We start from the raw sequence: 18,076 nt of genomic DNA, 5'->3' as shown, positions 1-18,076 counted from the left end.
AACTAGCAAATTTTTTGAAAGTTTTTTTTGAAGATTTTTTTAATAATTTGGTAAGTGGTTGATTTTTAATACTAAAGTTATAATTATTTTTGGGCTTCTTAGTGTTTTCTAACACGCTTTTCTTCTCTTACAACTAACTACCAACAGTTAAACATACATTCACATTTTTATCTCTAACCTCTATAAGTAGTTTCCAAACTATCCTTTCATAATAATTTTAGTACTCAAGTGTGATATAATACATAATCTGCTAATTTACCAAAAGACATATATTTTTTTGTATATTAGAAAAATATTGTATTTTTGTTCTCATAAGAACTTATTAAAATGAAGACACCTTACTTACTAATAGCCTTTCGTTTTTTATTAGCCCCTACCATACTGATCTTTTCTTATTACACTGAAGAATCAATAGCAAGGCTATGGATTATAGTTTTCATCATCCTTGGCTTACTCTCCGATATTTTCGATGGGATTATCGCAAGGCAAATGGGTATTAGTACAGTAAAAATGCGACGAATGGATAGCCAAACAGATTTAGTATTTTGGCTCTCTATAGGAATAGCGTGTTATCATCTCAACCCTGAGCTCATAAAGGTGTATCGGTATGAAGTAATAGCTATTTTTATAATGGAAGGGTTATGTTATACTATTAGTTTTTTGAAGTTTGGCAAAGAAACCTGTACTCACGCTTTTCTCTCCAAGTTGTGGGGCTTATGCTTACTTACAGCATTTATCTCCCTCATAGGCTTTGGTCACGGAGGATTTCCCTTGCAATTAGCTATTTATTGGGGGCTCTTCTCACAATTAGATGTAATTCTCATCTTGCTTTTGTTGCCCAAATGGCAAAACGATATCCCTAGTGCCTATCACGCCTACTTAATAAGAAGAGGCAAAAACTTTAAGAAGAGCAAATGGCTTAATAGCTAAATACTCTTCTTTAATAAAAAATAAGGTTACCCTACTGATACTAATTCTACATCAAAAATAAGAGGTGCATTAGGTGGTATTACGCCTCCCGCACCACGACTGCCATAGGCAAGTTCTGATGGGATTACCAATCGGGCTTTATCTCCTTCGTGAAGAAGTAATATTCCTTCATCCCAACCTGCAATCACTTGTCCAACACCTACAGTAAACTGTAGTGGTTCTTTCCTGCGATAAGAACTATCAAACACGGTCTTGTCAAGCAACATACCTGTATAGTGCACGGCTACTTTTTGCCCTGCTTCTGCTTTTTTACCATTACCCTTGTGGGTAATTTGGTAATATAAACCACTATTCGTTTTCTCAAAGCCCGCTACTTCTTTGGTAAAGGCTTCTTCAGCTTTGCGTTTCTCTTCAGCCAAACGAGTTGCTTTGGCTTCATTAAAATCATTGAAGGCTTTTAAGGCGTCCCATTTTTCTGCCTCCTCTCCTACTCTCACTATTTCTACTTTTTCAATCTTATCACCTTGTGCAATCGCATCTACTACTTCTTGTCCTTCCACAACTTCACCAAACACCGTGTGCTTGTTGTCTAGCCAAGGGGTGGCTACGTGCGTAATAAAAAACTGACTCCCATTCGTGCCTGGTCCTGCATTTGCCATCGAAATGACTCCTGGTTTATTGTGTTTGAGCTCTGGGTGAAATTCATCGTCAAAACGATAACCTGGGTCTCCTGTGCCAGTACCTAACGGACAGCCTCCTTGTATCATAAAGTTAGGAATAACTCGGTGAAAAGTAAGTCCATCGTAATAAGGCGTACCAAGTGGTTTTTGTGAGTTCTTCATTTTCCCTTCTGCAAGAGCTACAAAATTCCCTACCGTAGCAGGCGTTTTTTCATAAGTAAGACGAAGTAAAATAACTCCCTTCGTGGTAGTTATCTTTGCATAAATACCATTTTGCATTTTTTATCTTTTAATGTATTAGGGCGCAAAATTACACCAAAATTCCTAAATCACCAAATCACCACACTTTGCTCATTTTCTCATTTTCTCATTTGCTAATTCCTGCAATTTCTTTAGCTCATCTCTGTACTGTGCAGCTTTTACAAAATCCAGCTCTTTAGCAGCTACCTCCATCAATTTGCGAGTTTCTTTGATTTTCTTTTCCAACTCCTTAGCTGATAAATATACCGATTGTGCTTCGGCAGCTGTGCGCTCTTTAAACGAAGGATCATAGTGAAATTCGGTTATAGGGCTCTTGCTGAGGCTATTCTCTATCTTCTTGTGCAAAGGCTGAGGCGTGATGTTGTGTGCCTTGTTGTAGTTCATTTGCTTTTCACGACGATAATTAGTATCATCGATAGTGCGCTGCATACTCTCAGTAATCTTGTCGGCGTACATTATTGCTTTTCCATTCACGTTGCGGGCAGCCCGGCCTACGGTTTGAGTGAGCGAACGAGTAGAACGCAAAAAGCCTTCCTTATCGGCATCGAGGATAGCGACGAGCGACACTTCGGGCAGGTCTAAGCCCTCACGGAGGAGGTTTACCCCTATAAGCACATCAAAGAGTCCTTTGCGCAGGTCTTGCATAATCTCCACGCGCTCCAATGTATCCACATCACTGTGAATGTAACGACACCTAATACCAATGCGAGTGAGGTATTTGGTAAGCTCCTCTGCCATTCGCTTGGTGAGGGTGGTTACCAATATACGCTCGTCTTTTTCGGTGCGCACTTGTATTTCCTCCACAAGGTCATCTATTTGATTGGCACTCGGACGCACTTCTATTTCGGGGTCGAGCAATCCTGTGGGGCGTATCACCTGCTCTACGTACACACCTTGCGTTTGTTGGAGCTCATAATCGGCTGGGGTAGCACTCACGTAAATCACTTGGTTTTGAAGCGCTTCAAACTCCTCGAATTTCAACGGACGGTTGTCCATTGCAGCGGGTAACCGGAATCCGTATTCCACAAGATTCTCCTTCCTACTGCGGTCACCACCATACATCGCGTGTACTTGTGAGACGGTTACGTGACTCTCGTCGATAACCATCAAGAAATCATCGGGGAAGTAATCTATAAGGCAAAACGGACGTGTGCCTGGTTCTCTACCGTCCAAATAGCGAGAGTAGTTCTCAATGCCGGAACAGTACCCTAATTCCCGTATCATCTCAAGGTCGAACTCAGTGCGTTCTTTCAGCCGTTTGGCTTCTAAGGGTTTGCCTAAAGCCTCAAAGAACTCTACTTGCTTCACCAAATCTTGTTGAATGTTCCATATCGCTTTTTGGAGAATATCGGGAGAAGTAACAAACATATTAGCGGGGTAGATATTGAGGCTCTGGTAGTGGTCTAACACGTGATTAGTAGTAGGGTCAAACTGTTCTATTTCTTCAATTTCATCGCCAAAGAAGTGAATGCGGAAAGCATTGTCGTCATAACCTGGGAAGACATCAAGCACATCGCCCTTGATGCGGAAGTTGCCGTGCCTAAATTCGGCAGTTGTGCGGGCATAGAGACTTTGTACCAATCGATGCATCAGCTTGGTACGGGGGAGTATATCGCCTTGTTTGAGGGTAATCACGTTCTTTTGAAATTCCACAGGGTTACCGATACCATACAAGCACGACACCGATGCCACAACCAATACATCGCGTCTGCCCGACAGCAAAGCAGAGGTCGTACTGAGACGCAGTTTTTCAATTTCATCATTAATAGAGAGGTCTTTTTCGATATAAGTTCCTGTGGAAGGTATATAAGCTTCCGGCTGATAGTAGTCGTAGTAAGAGACGAAGTATTCCACCGCGTTATTGGGGAAGAAAGCCTTAAATTCAGAATACAACTGAGCAGCCAGCGTCTTATTATGTGCCAACACAAGAGTAGGACGCTGAATGCGCTCCACCACATTAGCGATAGTAAAAGTCTTTCCAGAGCCCGTAACGCCTAATAGCACTTGGTACTTATCGTTGCGCTCTATACCTTTTACCAATTGGTCGATAGCCTGAGGTTGGTCGCCCGTAGGGGCAAAGTCAGAAACTATATTGAATTTCATTTGTTTTAACCATAAATAAGAGTGCAAAGATAGTGAAGAAAACTGAAAAGTAAAAATTATTTCACGCACATAGCTCAGAGACTCTAAATACTAAAATCTGAATTCAAAATTTTATAGTCTTTTCTCCCCTATTCATTCACCTCATCTTTGCTTTCCTTTCGATTTATTACCCTCAAAACTGCTTCTCTCCCTTAACTCTTAACCCCTCACTATTAACTCTTTACACACCCTTTCTATAACAATCGTCCAAGATTCGTATAAGCCTTCCTATAAGCTCTCTATAAGCTAACCCCACCCTCCTTATAGCCTTTTTTCACCAAAAATCCTCCCTCCCCTCTTCCGAACTTCTCCGTTTCCTTCCGAATCTTCCTAACAGCCCCAACACATCGCTTTTTCATCTCAAACTTTGCCAAAGTTAATAGCCCGTCGTGCTACGACTGCCTGTGCGGCTCGCACCTTTGGCAAAGTTAATTATCAGTATTTCTAGCATTATTGTCATTTACCTCATTTTCTAATTTTCAAATTTGCTAATTTGCTAATTTCAGTACCCATATCGCTCGCCCCATAGTTTTTTAAGATAGTCGCGCAGGGCATTTTCACGTGGATTATCAGAAGGTTCATAGAAGGTTTCACCTTGTAATTCATCAGGCAAATAATCCTGAAAGGCAAAGTTATAAGCGTAGTCGTGAGCGTATTGGTAGTCTTTGCCATAGCCGAGCTCTTTCATCAGTTTGGTAGGGGCATTGCGCAAATGGATAGGTACACTCAGGTCGCCTGTTTGCTTCACAACTTGTTGGGCTTTGTTAATTGCCTTATAAGAAGCGTTGCTCTTAGGCGAAGAAGCGAGATATATAGCACACTGACTGAGGATAATACGCGCCTCGGGGTAACCAATAGTCGTAACGGCTTGAAAGGTGTTATTAGCTAAAATCATTGCCGTAGGGTTCGCATTGCCAATGTCTTCCGAAGCGAGAATGAGCATACGGCGTGCGATAAACTTCACATCTTCACCGCCTTCAATCATTCGTGCCAACCAATAGACTGCACCATTAGGGTCACTGCCTCGTATCGATTTGATAAAAGCCGAAATGATATCGTAATGCTGTTCACCCGTTTTGTCGTAGAGTACGGTATTTTTCTGCACCAATCTGAGGACGCTGTCGTTCGTAATCACTACTGGTTCACCTTCAGGAGTCGCATTGACGATGAGCTCAAAAGTGTTCAACAATTTGCGCCCGTCGCCACCTGAGAGTCGCAAAAGAGCTTCAGTTTCTTGCAGTTCAATAGTTTTAGTTTTAAGAATAGCATCTTGGGTAATGGCATTGTGAAGCAGTTGTTCTAAATCTTTGCGCTCAAAGGCGTTCAGTATGTACACTTGGCAACGAGAGAGCAAGGCAGGAATCACCTCAAAACTGGGGTTCTCGGTAGTCGCCCCAATGAGGGTAATCCAACCTTTTTCAACAGCCTGCAAAAGGGAATCTTGCTGGGTTTTGTTAAATCGGTGAATTTCGTCTATGAAAACAATAGGGTTTTGGGTAGTGAAGAGTCCACCACTTTGTTTGCTTTGGTCAATTACTTCGCGCACTTCCTTAATCCCCGAACTGATAGCACTCAAGGTATAGAAAGCGCGGTTGCTTTGGTGCGCAATAATGTTTGCCAGCGTAGTTTTACCCGTCCCTGGAGGACCCCAAAAGATAAGCGATGGCAAAAGACCGCGTTCTATCTGTTGGCGCAAAGCCCCTTGAGTTCCTACTAAGTGCTCTTGTCCCACATATTGCGCTAAGGAAGTGGGGCGCATACGTTCTGCTAAAGGAGAAGACATTGATGTAATGATTAATGTTTAATGATTAATAAAATCAACTTTACCAAAGTTTCACTCTTTGGTAAAGTGTAACAATGTATAAAAGCCTGTCGTACTACGACCTATTTTGTGATATTGGTACTAGAAGCAGAGCCGATGCCTACCACCTCGTCGTAGAGAGCGCCAGGAGCGCGGTAGTACACGAGCACGAGGTAAGTGTTTTCAGTTTGTTGAAAATTACCACTTATTTCGTTGAAATCAACTGTGTTACCTGCTTTGGTAGCAAACTTATAGTTGTAAAATCCCTGTTTAAGGAGTACTTTCCCCTTGAAAAGACCGTCTTTTTCGTCATAAGTGAGTTTGTATTCCTCACGGAGTTCGTAGTTGCTAAACTTGCCGTATACATACACTTCTTTACCCCAAAAAGTAGATTTGCCTTCTAAGGCGAAATGCACTTGGGTGTAATCGGCTTCGTTGCTGGGGTTCATTCCGTTGATAGTGGTTACCAAGAAATCGCCATTGATATCGGGATAATAAGTATAGACATTGCTCGCACGGCTTACATTGGTAAACAAGTAGCTATTTACCCATTTGCTTCTATCCAAACGATAGACTCCCGATGCAGGCACGTGTATATCCTTGCTATCGAAATAAAAGTATTCATTACCTCCCCAGAAAGCCGTTTCGCGGTCGTAGCGATACACGAGGTCGTTACCCATCACGTACTGAGGTTTTACGCCCGTGATAGCCGTATCCCAACGGTAGTTTTGCAGTATGGCTACTTTCACCGCTACATTGGGATTATCAAGTCTAAAATCTTTCTGCTTAATAGTGAACTGTACCACTTGTTGGGTATCGAAGTACTGCAAATCGCGGGCGCGTTTTACTTCGGTGAGTACATTCACTTGGGGTGTATAGAGCACAAATCGGCGTGAAAAGAGCTCTGTGCCATAACTATCGGTGATAGAGAGCATATAGTTACCGCTGAGAGTGATTTTAGTGAGTTCATTAGGGAAAGTAAGGCGGTAATGCGAATAGCCTTGCAGGGTACCATAGGAGTTACTCTCGGGCTGTACCGGTTGGTTATCAATGCCTTTAAGATATTCACTTTTCAGCAGAGAAGAGGCAGACCAATCGGCGTTGCAATGGGTGATTTTATAGTAATAAGTCTCCTCATTACCCCCGAGATCGTCGAACTGCAAACTAAACGACTCATTACGGCGCACGATAGGGAATTGGTTTTTATCGTTGCCGTTAGCTTTGAAGATAATCGTTTTGATATAATCAGGTGGTGTTTTCTCCACCAGCGGTTGTGCTTGCATTGCCAAGGGAAGTAGGAGTAAAAAGAGAAGTTTTTTCATAATTAAATATTTATATTTGTCTTAGGTGTACTATTTTTTATTTACTAAAATAAATATTCTCCACAAGAATAGAACTCACTTACCTCACTCCGTGCATCAGTTTCTTCACAAACGGATTGATGAGAATAATGAGTACCCCTGCTACGGCAGGCACAATGGTAAATATCAAAAAGAAAGTACTCAAACTGTACTCACGGGTGATATTCTCTATCTGTCCGCCCAGTACAGCTGCTAATTTATGACCAATAGCTACAGCAAGGTACCATACCCCAAACATAAATGCTATCATTCGTGCAGGTACAAGCTTCGAGACGTACGAAAGCCCCACAGGCGATAAGCACAACTCACCCATAGTGTTAAACATATAAGCAAATACAAGCCATAACATACTCACCTTTACTCCGTGAGTTACCCCGTGAGAGCCTAAGGCAAGTAAACCAAATCCTACTGAGAGCATTAGCAGTCCGATGCCGTATTTCATCGCAGCGGGTGGATTATACTTGCTATCCCACCAACGTGAAAACAAACTCGCTAAGGCAATAATGAAGAAAGAATTCAGGATAGAAAACCACGATACAGTCGTCTCTACCCAGTTATCGCGCTCTTCTTTCACTTGCGCAACTATCAGCCCGTTGTCAGTATTGAGCTCTGCTCCCCGCTGTTTTGCCCACTGTTCCTTTTCGGCATCTACATAGCCAAACGAAGTGTTTTTGTTGTTCTTGCTCAGCAATTTTATCTCTTGCCCTACTTTTAGGTGATAATCAGCTACTCCTATGATAGTAGTACGTTCTACGATTTTCAAATCAGGGCGAGCGACTCTGTTTTCTTCAGTAATAGGGATATAAGTAGTTCTGCCTTGTGTATCGGTTTGTTCATAGGCTTGATAACTCACACTGTAAGCTGTGGTTTTAAAGTCGCGTTGTAGCATCCACGAAGCAATGCCCCATACAAGACTAAAACAGACCAATAACACTACTACGGCAGGAAATATCTTTTTGTAGGTTTTCTTTATCAAAAGGAAAAGTACGTAGGTAATCAGTAATAGTGGAATCACGGTGAGTAGTGCATTGAAAATATTGTAAAGTACTGCCCAATTACCCTGTAATTCACGCTCTATATTATCCCGTGCAAAAATCACTAAAGACGAAGCCCCTTGTTCAAACGACAACCAAAAGAACACCACAAAAAAGGCAAAGATGACCACGGTAAGCATACGGTCGCGCACTATCGTGGTATAACGCATTATGCGACTACCTATCAGGTAAAAGAAAGCTATTAAGCCTACAATCACCATCACATATTGCCCTTTAAGCCCTGAGGTAGCAGCCCACCCAAAGAGGTCGATATTCCATATTTTTGAGAGAGGGTCGTTTAGTGCATAGCCAATACCTATGATTGCCGAAAGCGCTACCAATATCTTATCTAGGGTAGTAAACGGATTGAGTTTTTCCTCTTCTTGTTTTGCATCATTTGTAGTCTCTTTTTTTTCTTGCTTGCGTGGCTCAGATCCTATTGAACCGAATAAAGGTTTGGCAAACCAAAACTGTATAGTTCCCAAGAGCATAAACACTCCTGCCAAACCGAAGCCCCAACTCCACCCAATGCGTTCTGCCAAGTAACCGCAAAGCATCATTCCAAAGAAAGCTCCAGAATTTACTCCCATATAGAAGATGGTATAAGCAGCATCTTTCTTCTCGGGTAGGTCTTTGTACATTTCCGATACAAATGACACCATATTAGGTTTGAAAAAGCCCGTTCCTATCACCAAAAGTGCAAGTCCCAAATAGAGTGAAACCTCAGTTTCAAAAGCCATCGACACGTGTCCTAAGGTGATAATCACCGCCCCTATAATTACTGCCCAGCGGTAGCCGGTAATCTTATCGGCTATTATACCTCCAAGTATAGGAGTAAGGTAAAGAAGCATAACATACGTACCAAAGAGTGCACCCGCGTTTTCAGTACTCCACGCCCATCCTGGGTTATACCCTATAAGCGTCATTGTAAGAAAGTTGATGAGCAGTACACGCATTCCATAAAACGAAAAACGCTCCCACATTTCTGTAAAGAAAAGCACGAACAGCCCCGCTGGATGTCCTAATACTTGTGTATCGAAAATTGTCTTTTTAGTCATATAGATTTTATTCGTTATTTTTCTTGCTTTTCAACTCTTAACTCTTAACTAAAAATGTCCCACTTAATTCCCAATCGAATAATAAAATCTCTATACGGCTGACGTGGTGCAGAATAATAGTTGTAAGGATTTCCTATTTTTAGCCAGTTGCTCACGGGCACTTGCCATTGTTCTAAAGAGAAGAAAATGCGCATCGTACGCACTTTGGCATTGAGAAAAAAGTCAAACATCGGAAAGTTTCCCGTCTTCTCTGCCGTCTGTACAGCAAATTCTCCTAAAAGCGGATTGTACTGATTGGAGTAATATTTGGTGAAGTAATTAAACCCTATCCCCGTTTGTAAGTACATTGCCTTGTTGAACAAGTGTGATGCAAAGTAAAAACTATTGCGAGTCACGAAAGTAGGTACATTCAAAATATTGCTATCTTGTACCACTTGCTGGTAGAGCATAGTGTTATCTAAGCCCCATTTACCAAATTTAAACTCTTTTTGTACTTTCAGTTGCAAATATTGTATATTGCTACTGTACTGCTCAGGACGCACTTTCCCTAAGGTTTCTTCTTGAAAATAAGTGTAGTTGTTGAAGTTGGTAAGACTTAGTGAAGCATTCCCCCATTGGGTTTTCAAATCGCCATAGAGGGTCTGGGTATTCTGTTTGTTAAACGAAGTATAGTTATCCCAATTAAACTGTTTGTAGTCGCTTTGATACAGCAAATAATTAAAATTAGGCATAGCCGAATGCAGTTCAGCTCCTGCGGTGATGCTGTTCTTATCGTCAAAAGCATAAGTAAGTTTCCCGCTCAGTCTAGTTCCTGTCATCTTGCCTACAAATGTCTGTTCGCCCTCTGCCTCTATGCTGAATCCACCCACTTTCTTATGCCATTGCACACCTAAACTCAGGTCGGTATCCTTGATTTGCCGGCGTTGCAACACTCCCGATACGTAGTAAGCGTTCTGAAAGTAGTAATTGTAGAAATAAGCATTTCCAAAGAGGAAGGTTCTTCCCAGATAGGGCAATTCAAGCTCTACTCCCAAACGGTTGATCATCTTCTTCAAGCGCGCCTTGTCGTGAAGGTTTTGGGGTACATAGGCATCGCCAAAATAACTGTTGCTTTGGGTTTCGTCATAAGTATAATGTTCAGTTTCGTAGCTAAACAAATGGCGGAAGCGTATCTGCTTGTACGAAGCCAGCGAATCGCGGTTGCGCAAGAAAGCGTAGTCGTGTTGCAAAAAATAACGCTTGCTCTCCCGGATATTCTCAGCATTGAGTAATTGCACGTCTATTGTCGCACGGTTTTTAAACTGTTTTTCACCTCCCTCAAACTGCTCGGGCGTTACTATACCTCCATTCTCCTGACTGGTGATGTCGTGAGAGGCAAAGTGTGCAAAGGCGGTGTATTTCTTGTTAGGCGATACGTAGGAAAAGCCCGCTCTAAAATTGCCATTGCTCACTAATATACGTTGGTATTTACCCAAGGAACGCAAACCTTTGTAAGCGATAAAGATATTGAGGTTGGGCTGTAGATTGATTGAAAAAAGGGTGTTCAAAAACTGACCTTGTTCCATACCGCTCTTGTAAGTAAACTCAGTAAGTGGCGTAGGCAAATGGTAATAAGTTACCTCTTCGGGAGTAAGGTAGAGTTGCTTTTTAGCTTCTGCCCCCATCGAAGGCAGGTAATCCTGACGGCGGAAGTCGTAAGAGAGTGTATTATAAGGTTGCCCCATATTCGAGAAAGGCATCTTGCCAAACATATCCTTTCCCCACTCGTTGTTCAGGTAATACTTTTGCATCGTAAGCGAAGTATCTACCGAGGTGGTATCGCGAGTATAAGTAATAATTTTGTAGTCGCGTGCAGTGAAAGTAATGCTGTCTTTCTTCTTTTTAGGACGCAACGACTTAAAGGTTACCCCTCCCTCCTGATTGTGGTTCGCACTATCGTCTTCTTGTGCCCAACTCAGCAAGGGGAATAGTAACCCTATAAGAAAATATATAGTTTTTTTCAGTGTCATTCGTTTCTATTTGGGGGCAAAGATAGGAATAATTTGTCAATTAGCCAATTTGTTAATTTTAGATACAGGTCAAACATACCAAATTTATTCGCTAGTGCGAGCTTGTTATTTGTGTCTATCTTGTTATATCAATTGCTGAGACTGTCCGAAAAGTCTTAAAATCGCATTTGCGTCGCTACATTTTGCTAAAGTTTCAGTCTTTGGAGAAGTTGATTACCTTGATAATCAATTTCTTCTAGTTATATTGTAGGAGCGATTTCCAATCGCTTTCACAGAACAAAACTTTTAGGACAGTTCAAGCTTTTATAATTAACCAATAAACTACATAACTAACAAAACAACTATATTTTTAATCTTTTATTTGTAAATATTTTTGCTAATCAATAAAATATCCTTACCTTTGTGTCATTAAATTATAAATGATAAAGTTATGTTGTATTTTTTCAAATCCATCAGGAGACCAGTAAAACACTGGTACATTCCCCTTATTTTAGGGATTTTGTTCATTCTTTGTGGTATAGGGGTAATTATATCACCACAAGCTTCTTATCTTACCCTTTCAATACTCTTTAGTCTCTCATTCTTAATATCAGGGATAACTGAATCCTTCTTTGCCCTACAAAATACTAAAACTCTCAACGGTTGGGGTTGGTATTTGGTAAGCGGACTCATTTCATTGATAATGGGTATTTTTTTACTTATGTATCCCGCCCTATCAATGTTTATATTACCATTGGTAGTAGGATTCACATTGTTATTCCGTTCGTTTCAGTTACTCGGTTTTGCCTTCGAAGTAAAAGAAGCTGGTGTACTAAATTGGGGTAACTTAGCCATAGTAAGCGTATTGGGTATTATCCTTTCGTTCATTTTGATTGCTAATCCTATCTTTACAGGTATCTCATTGGTAGTGTTCACAGGTTTAGCGTTTATCTTCACAGGTATTTCTTCTGTAGTTCTTTCGTTCAATCTGAAAAAGTTAAAAAGTTCTGTTCAAAAGTTATCAGATGATTTAAAGAACCGTATAGAAGACCTCGAAAAAGAAGTGAGAGAAGCCTTAAAATAACAGCAGATTAGCAAAATACCACTGGCACGAGTCTATAGTTATACCTATGACTACAGAACTATAGTACTTTTTTACAAAAAATACCTCCAAAGAATTAAATACTCTTTGGAGGTATTATGATTTTATAATTGACGCGCCTACACCCAATATCCAGGACCTTTTTTAAGAGTTATCTTTACTCTTACCTTCAGTAATTGGCATTATTGCACTGTGGTATTAAAAGAATACTCCATTGGTAAACCCATACCACCGCAATACCGTTTCGCCCCACAAGAGTATCATCAACCAACTGATAAACATCATCGTGATACCAAACTTGAAGGTGTCGCTCCAGCTATATTGATTGGTAGTGTACAGCAGGGCAGCAGGTTTACTGTTAAAGGGCAGTACATACACGTGTCCCACGAGCATTGCTACGGGGAAAGCCAGACTCATAATCGGATACCCGTTTTTCTGAGCTACCCCTATGGCAATAGGAATGAATATGAGGGTAAGCATTGTTTTAGATTGGAATATAAGCGAGAAGAGCAGAATCCCTCCTGTGAGTATCATATACAATACCCAAAACGGAGTGGCCTGAGTAATCCCTAAACTACCAAAAAGTGCATCTATAAGCGTGCCAGGTAAACCCGTCGCGTCAAGTCCTGCCCCTAAGGTATAAGCGCCTGCCGAGAACAATAGCAAGTGCCAAGGAATGTCTACATCGTTCCATTTCACTACGCCTACGCCCGGAAGCAAGGCCACTACGGCACCCATAAAAGCTACTGCTGTTTGGTTGATACCGTGTTGCTTATCGGTAGCCCACAAGATGAGTACACAAACAAAAATAGCAATCGCTTTATACTCCTCAAACTTCATTTTGCCGAGCTTGTTAAGCTCTTCCCTAAGCCTTTCCATACCTCCTTCAATCTGTGGTACGCGCTCTTCTTTTTTCAGTGGAAAATATATTTTCGAGCCTACGAACCACGCAATGAGAATAAGCAACACGCTCATCGGAAAGGCTGCTTTAAACCAATCCTGATAACTAAAAGAGCCTATACCCATAGCTCCTGCTATAAGAGAGCCCGCTAAAAGGGCTGCCCCTGAGCCTGTCAAGAAGGCATTAGCTCCTAAATTGATTTGGAAAAGGTTCTGCAATATCAAATTCCTACCGAAGTTATTGCGGTGTTCTCCTCCCGTAGCTCCGTAGATAGCGGCTATAACCATAAAGATAGGCAACAGTATAGCAGCTTTGGCAGTAGTTGCCGAAATAAATGCCGATAGTACTAAGTTAATAATGATAAAACTCAGTATAATACCTCCCGAATTTCTGCCAAACTTCAACACAAACCACAAAGCAAATCGCTTCGCCACCTGCGTTTTCACTAACATACTCGCCAAGATAAACGAAAGAATATTGAGCCACATCACAGGGTGTCCTAATTGAGCATATGCCGTCTTGTCGGTCGTGACTCCACAAAGTACAATGCCCAGTATTACCAGTAATGAAGTAAGGTAATTGGGGATTGCTTCGGTAATCCATAAAATAATAGCAGCTACAAAAATAGCCAGCATCGCGTAGTTTATGTGTATAAACTCGTTGTGTGTTGCCTGTTGTAGGGTTACTTTTTGCTCGTCCGAGAGTTTTTTTTCTCCCTTCATTGTAGCTGTTAGTTGTTTGGTTTTAGCCTTTTCTATTTGGGCATACCGAGCCATCGCCGATTCAGTAAGCGGTGTCGTCTTCTCATTGGTATCAATCCGGTTGATAAACGAAATATTGGCTACCCAGTAAATAAGCACAAAGGCGAGGATAGCAAGCGGTCCTCCAATGCGTTGGAGGAACCGCTCTACCCCTGTTTTTTGCACCTTTGGCAACTTTTCGATATGATAGTTATTCATATCCAAAGGGTCAAAGGGTGGCGTGTGGTCGGTATTGTTTGTCATTTCCAGTTTTTATAAGGGTTCTTCATTAACATTGAATTGTAATAACGCTTGTCTCCTGTTACTTCTTCTCCCAACCACTCAGGACGGGCAAAAGTAGCTTTCTCGTCAGGTAATTCAATCTCTGCCATTACAAGTCCTTCATTATCTCCATAGAACTCGTCAATCTCAAAACAATAGTCGCCGTTCTTTACCAAATAACGTGTCTTGTCTATAATACCTGGTTCACATAGCTTCAATAGCTCTTGCACTTCAGCTACGGGTATTTCCTTTTCCCATTCAAACCGGCTTGCGCCACTTTCATTACCGATGCCTTTTATGGTAATGAAACCTTTGTCCCCTTTTATGCGCACTCTCACCGTGCGTTCGGGAACGGAGCTCAAATAACCTTGGGTGATACGAGTCGCCTTAAACGATGCGGCTTTATAGGCATCGCTTTTCACCATAAATTTTCTTTCTATTTCTTGTGCCATAACTTAATTTGCTAAGGGTTTATGTATCATTCCAATCACGCGTTTAATCGCTTGCAAGTAGTTGATGTTCTCTACTCCTTCCAACCCGCAATCGGCAATGGTTTTCTTAATATCTTCTATCTCGGTAGACTCTGAGTTAATGGTTTTCACCAAAGCCCCATTGATATATACGTTGCCGGTTTCGCAAATGGTATTGTTCACCATATAACCAAAACGCACCTTCTCAACGGTTACTGCTTGCAAGTCGGGGTGTGCTTCCACCATCTGTAAGAACTCTCCTAAGGTGTATTCACCTTTGGTAAGCTCGGGCATTCCTTGCACTTTAAAAGCGGGGAATACTTCTTCTTTAAGCACTTTTGCCGAGATGGGAAACTCTCCTTTCATCAGTGGGTTCCATTGTTCTAATCCATCTACCTTTTGTACAAAGGTTTTGATGTCCATCTTACCATCGCGAATTTTAGTGTTGTTCACATCGTTAGTCCTACTCACAATATAGGTTTCGGTACTGCGGCGTTCCCATACTTTTTCAGGAACAGGTACACTTAGGCGTGCCATACGCTCGGCTTGTTTAGCAAAGCAACGCCCAAAACTGCGAAACTCAAAACGCGGTTTAGAAATTTCGCCAATCTTTAATTCTTCTTTTGCCATAATTATGTTTTTATATCATTTATTGTTTAATCGCTTATTTTGTAATATTTCTCTACAATAACCGTCCTTACTCTCCTTCTTTCTCACTGCTTAACAGTCTCATCTTCTGTTCCTGTCGCAGGGTTCGCTTTCCCTTGGGTTGGGTCTGCTTGCATAAATTTACCTGTACCATCAGGACATCGGCTCCACGATTTCGTAACTGCCGCAAGACTCACTTTGCCCCAACCATCGCCTTTTTCACCTCGTTGGAAGGTGTTGAGCTTAGTTCCCTCAGGGCTGTAAAGCTCTATAAGCACATTTTTCTTGCTCGAAAAACCCGAACTGAACCCTCTCGGGGTAGTGCCTTTGGCGCCTACGATAGCAAAATGTGAGTGAGGGGCTACCACTTCACCCTCAATACCCGTCCACACAAGTTCTTCGTCTTTTTTAATGGTTACGTCTTTTAGTTTGATAGGAGTGTCGCCGTTGTTGTAAAGTTCTATAAACTTTTCGGCATCGGCGCCTGCTCCGTAAAGTTCATTGAGAACCAATTTAGTGTAGTCCGAAGGCTTATCGCCTACCACATAGCTACTTTCTTTTACGGTCGAAAATCCTGCGGTATTCACTACTGTTACTTTGTAGGTTACTTTTGTTTTATCGGCTTGTGCCGGAATAGTCCCTGTAAAAGTATTGTCCTTGCCCGTCATCGCTACGGTTTGGTTGCCTGCCCCTGCGTTGTAAACCAAAGTTACTGTCGAAGGTGCTTGCAGTCCCGGAGCTATTACAGCGGTTACCACCACGTTGTCAGTCGAGGTAGGGGCTGCGGGAGTAAGCTTCACCGATTTGATAGTCGAAGCTCCCTCGTACACTGCATCTTTCACACAACCTGCTGTGATGACCAATATTAATAGAAGTATGTATCTTAAACTTTTCATTTTAGTAATGGTTTAAAAGGTGAATGTTTAGAAATTAATTTCAAAGCGCATAGCGAGCATATGGTAGCTCACACCGCCTTTGCCTTTGCCTTCCACCGCTTTTTTATAATCGGTAGTTGGGGCTCCTGTGGCATCGTGCCCAATAATCAGTTTGCCTCTGCCGTTTGCATAACGGTCGTTGTTGGTATACTGATAGTTCAGAGCTATTTTCACGTTGTTATTCACATAAAAGTTCAACCCCGTAGTGAAGTTTGCTCCTGAACCTCCATACACGTCTTTGTCGTTCAAGCTGAGGTAATCACAGCGCATTGCCAACTCCACATCACCCCATTCCTTGCCTCGGGTAGGTTGAGTAAACTCGCCTTCCGATACGTTAAACTTCTGTTTGCCACCAAAGAGCAAATACGCTGCTTGCACATACCACCCTGTGAAATTGTAATAGGTAGCTTCCGTAGTAACGTGGTTGCCTATCCACTCTCCTTGTACGCGGAAGCCTCCGTAGTAAGCAGCAGCTTCTACCCCGCGCAACCATTCGTGGTCTACATTGGGTATAACATCAGTGTCTAAGTACTTTTTGCGGTTAATCGAGGTAGAGTTGCGAGTACTGAAACGCGCTCCGCCGTAATCCTTAGGTGCTACATCAGTTTTAGGAGTACGGTAAGACCCCTTAACACCTAAATAGCAACCTTGCATACGGTCTTCGGTATAAGGCATCCAGCCCACTTTACTGGTGATTGAATACCCCTGGTTGCGTCCGTAATCCTTATTGTTGTCTTGCACATTGGTCACTTCCTCAACGCCAGCCACTCGTTGCAAAAACATACCAAGCGAAGCCCTAAAATGGTCGCGCAAGTACTCTCCTTGAATACCCAAATGTCTTGACGGCACTAAGGCTTTACACACCATAGGGCGTTCCATAAAGGTTAAGTAACGCGAACTGGTAGTTTGCTCCATCGAGAAATCTTCTTTGAAGTTTCCCACCTTCAAGGCTACGTTTTTAATCCCGTCGTATTCCACAATAGCATCTTTAAGTTCAAAAATACCATCGGCGAAATCAACGTCCACTTCACCGTACCAATCTTTGGTAACTTGTGCCTTTACGGCAAATCGAGCACGGCGAATAGAAGCACCGTTGCCTATCTTGTCGTAATCGCTCTTAGCGCCAAAAAACGTAGCAGCATCCACTTGCACACGGTTGTCAAACCAAAACTTATAGTTCTGATGTTTTGATTCAAAAACCAAGATGTTGTTACGTGCCTCTGAGCGAAGTTCTTTTCTATCGACTGCCACGCCATATTGGTTATAGCGAATGGTATCGAGCTCTTGGGCTATAGCTGTACTGAAGAAAGACAGCAATAGCCCCAAAATTAAAAAGGGTAACTTTTTCATCGGTTAAAATAATGTTTGTTAATGGAGTTGGTAAATTATTATTATAGTTCTTTTAACGCCACAAAGGTAAAAACTATTTTCCTATTAGCAATGAATTATTTTCTTTTTTTTTGATTTAAGCTGAAAAATCCTTAATTTTAACATAACACACCTTTATCTCACCTCTATCTTACTTTCGATTATTTTTCTATTTTCAATTTTTAACTATTCACTGTTAAGCCACTCACTGTTTAACCGTTCACTATCAACTCTTTCTATAATTTTATCCTACCACACCTCTATCTCTTCCCTTTTCCGTCATACTCCCCCTAGTACCTATGTCCTAAGCCCCCCACATCACCCATTTTCTCATTTTCAATTTTGCTAATTCTCTAATTATCCCTTCTCCTTTCC

The 18,076-nt window shown here is 41.7% G+C and carries 13 protein-coding genes; 2 read left to right on the top strand and 11 right to left on the bottom strand.

All coding sequences use genetic code 11. The features are described 5' to 3' along the window. Nucleotides 1–327: 327 nt before the first annotated feature. Nucleotides 328–930, top strand: coding sequence for a CDP-alcohol phosphatidyltransferase family protein (locus HMPREF9072_RS08605; RefSeq protein WP_009411340.1), 603 nt, complete (start codon nucleotides 328–330; stop codon nucleotides 928–930). Between the two features lie 26 nt (nucleotides 931–956). Here the strand turns inward: HMPREF9072_RS08605 and HMPREF9072_RS08600 are convergent, their stop codons facing one another. The 6 genes from HMPREF9072_RS08600 to HMPREF9072_RS08570 all read right to left on the bottom strand — a co-directional run bounded on the left by HMPREF9072_RS08600 (nucleotide 957) and on the right by HMPREF9072_RS08570 (nucleotide 11,276). After that, nucleotides 957–1,889: a peptidylprolyl isomerase gene (locus HMPREF9072_RS08600; RefSeq protein WP_009411339.1), complete on the bottom strand. Its 933-nt coding sequence runs from the start codon at nucleotides 1,887–1,889 to the stop codon at nucleotides 957–959. Nucleotides 1,890–1,961: 72 nt separating this feature from the next. Then, a complete protein-coding gene (uvrB, locus tag HMPREF9072_RS08595) occupies nucleotides 1,962–3,974 on the bottom strand; it encodes an excinuclease ABC subunit UvrB (protein ID WP_009411338.1) in 2,013 nt (670 codons plus the stop codon). Nucleotides 3,975–4,515: 541 nt separating this feature from the next. Further along, a complete protein-coding gene (locus HMPREF9072_RS08585; RefSeq protein ID WP_009411336.1) occupies nucleotides 4,516–5,796 on the bottom strand; it encodes a replication-associated recombination protein A in 1,281 nt (426 codons plus the stop codon). A gap of 101 nt (nucleotides 5,797–5,897) precedes the next feature. Beyond that, a complete protein-coding gene (locus tag HMPREF9072_RS08580; RefSeq protein WP_009411335.1) occupies nucleotides 5,898–7,136 on the bottom strand; it encodes a type IX secretion system plug protein domain-containing protein in 1,239 nt (412 codons plus the stop codon). A gap of 79 nt (nucleotides 7,137–7,215) precedes the next feature. Beyond that, entirely contained in the window at nucleotides 7,216–9,267 is a 2,052-nt protein-coding gene (locus HMPREF9072_RS08575; protein ID WP_009411334.1) for a peptide MFS transporter, read from the bottom strand. Nucleotides 9,268–9,311: 44 nt separating this feature from the next. Next, the gene (locus HMPREF9072_RS08570; protein ID WP_009411333.1) at nucleotides 9,312–11,276 is read right to left on the bottom strand and encodes a putative porin; all 1,965 of its coding nucleotides are present in this window, start codon (nucleotides 11,274–11,276) and stop codon (nucleotides 9,312–9,314) included. 430 nt (nucleotides 11,277–11,706) lie between these two features. Between HMPREF9072_RS08570 and HMPREF9072_RS08565 the strand changes: the two genes are divergently transcribed. Continuing rightward, nucleotides 11,707–12,339, top strand: coding sequence for an HdeD family acid-resistance protein (locus HMPREF9072_RS08565; RefSeq protein ID WP_009411332.1), 633 nt, complete (start codon nucleotides 11,707–11,709; stop codon nucleotides 12,337–12,339). 216 nt (nucleotides 12,340–12,555) lie between these two features. Here HMPREF9072_RS08565 and HMPREF9072_RS08560 read toward each other — a convergent pair whose 3' ends face one another. From HMPREF9072_RS08560 to HMPREF9072_RS08540, 5 genes are all read right to left on the bottom strand, one after another. After that, nucleotides 12,556–14,262, bottom strand: a complete 1,707-nt coding sequence (locus tag HMPREF9072_RS08560; RefSeq protein WP_009411331.1) for a DASS family sodium-coupled anion symporter — start codon at nucleotides 14,260–14,262, stop codon at nucleotides 12,556–12,558. Next, complete coding sequence (locus tag HMPREF9072_RS08555; protein ID WP_009411330.1) at nucleotides 14,259–14,732, bottom strand: CYTH domain-containing protein; 474 nt, start codon at nucleotides 14,730–14,732, stop codon at nucleotides 14,259–14,261. Before HMPREF9072_RS08555 ends, HMPREF9072_RS08560 begins: the two co-directional genes overlap by 4 nt. 3 nt (nucleotides 14,733–14,735) lie before the next feature. Then, nucleotides 14,736–15,380: a hypothetical protein gene (locus HMPREF9072_RS08550; RefSeq protein WP_002675535.1), complete on the bottom strand. Its 645-nt coding sequence runs from the start codon at nucleotides 15,378–15,380 to the stop codon at nucleotides 14,736–14,738. An 83-nt stretch (nucleotides 15,381–15,463) separates the two neighbouring features. Beyond that, nucleotides 15,464–16,294: a lamin tail domain-containing protein gene (locus tag HMPREF9072_RS08545; RefSeq protein ID WP_009411329.1), complete on the bottom strand. Its 831-nt coding sequence runs from the start codon at nucleotides 16,292–16,294 to the stop codon at nucleotides 15,464–15,466. A 27-nt stretch (nucleotides 16,295–16,321) separates the two neighbouring features. Then, a complete protein-coding gene (locus HMPREF9072_RS08540; RefSeq protein ID WP_009411328.1) occupies nucleotides 16,322–17,683 on the bottom strand; it encodes an OprO/OprP family phosphate-selective porin in 1,362 nt (453 codons plus the stop codon). Between the last annotated feature and the right edge of the window lie 393 nt (nucleotides 17,684–18,076).

The sequence above is a fragment of the Capnocytophaga sp. oral taxon 324 str. F0483 genome (assembly GCF_000318315.2).
Lineage (GTDB): Bacteria > Bacteroidota > Bacteroidia > Flavobacteriales > Flavobacteriaceae > Capnocytophaga > Capnocytophaga ochracea.
Note: the sequence above shows the minus strand (reverse complement) of the source record. Positions and strands in the feature narration are given on the sequence as shown.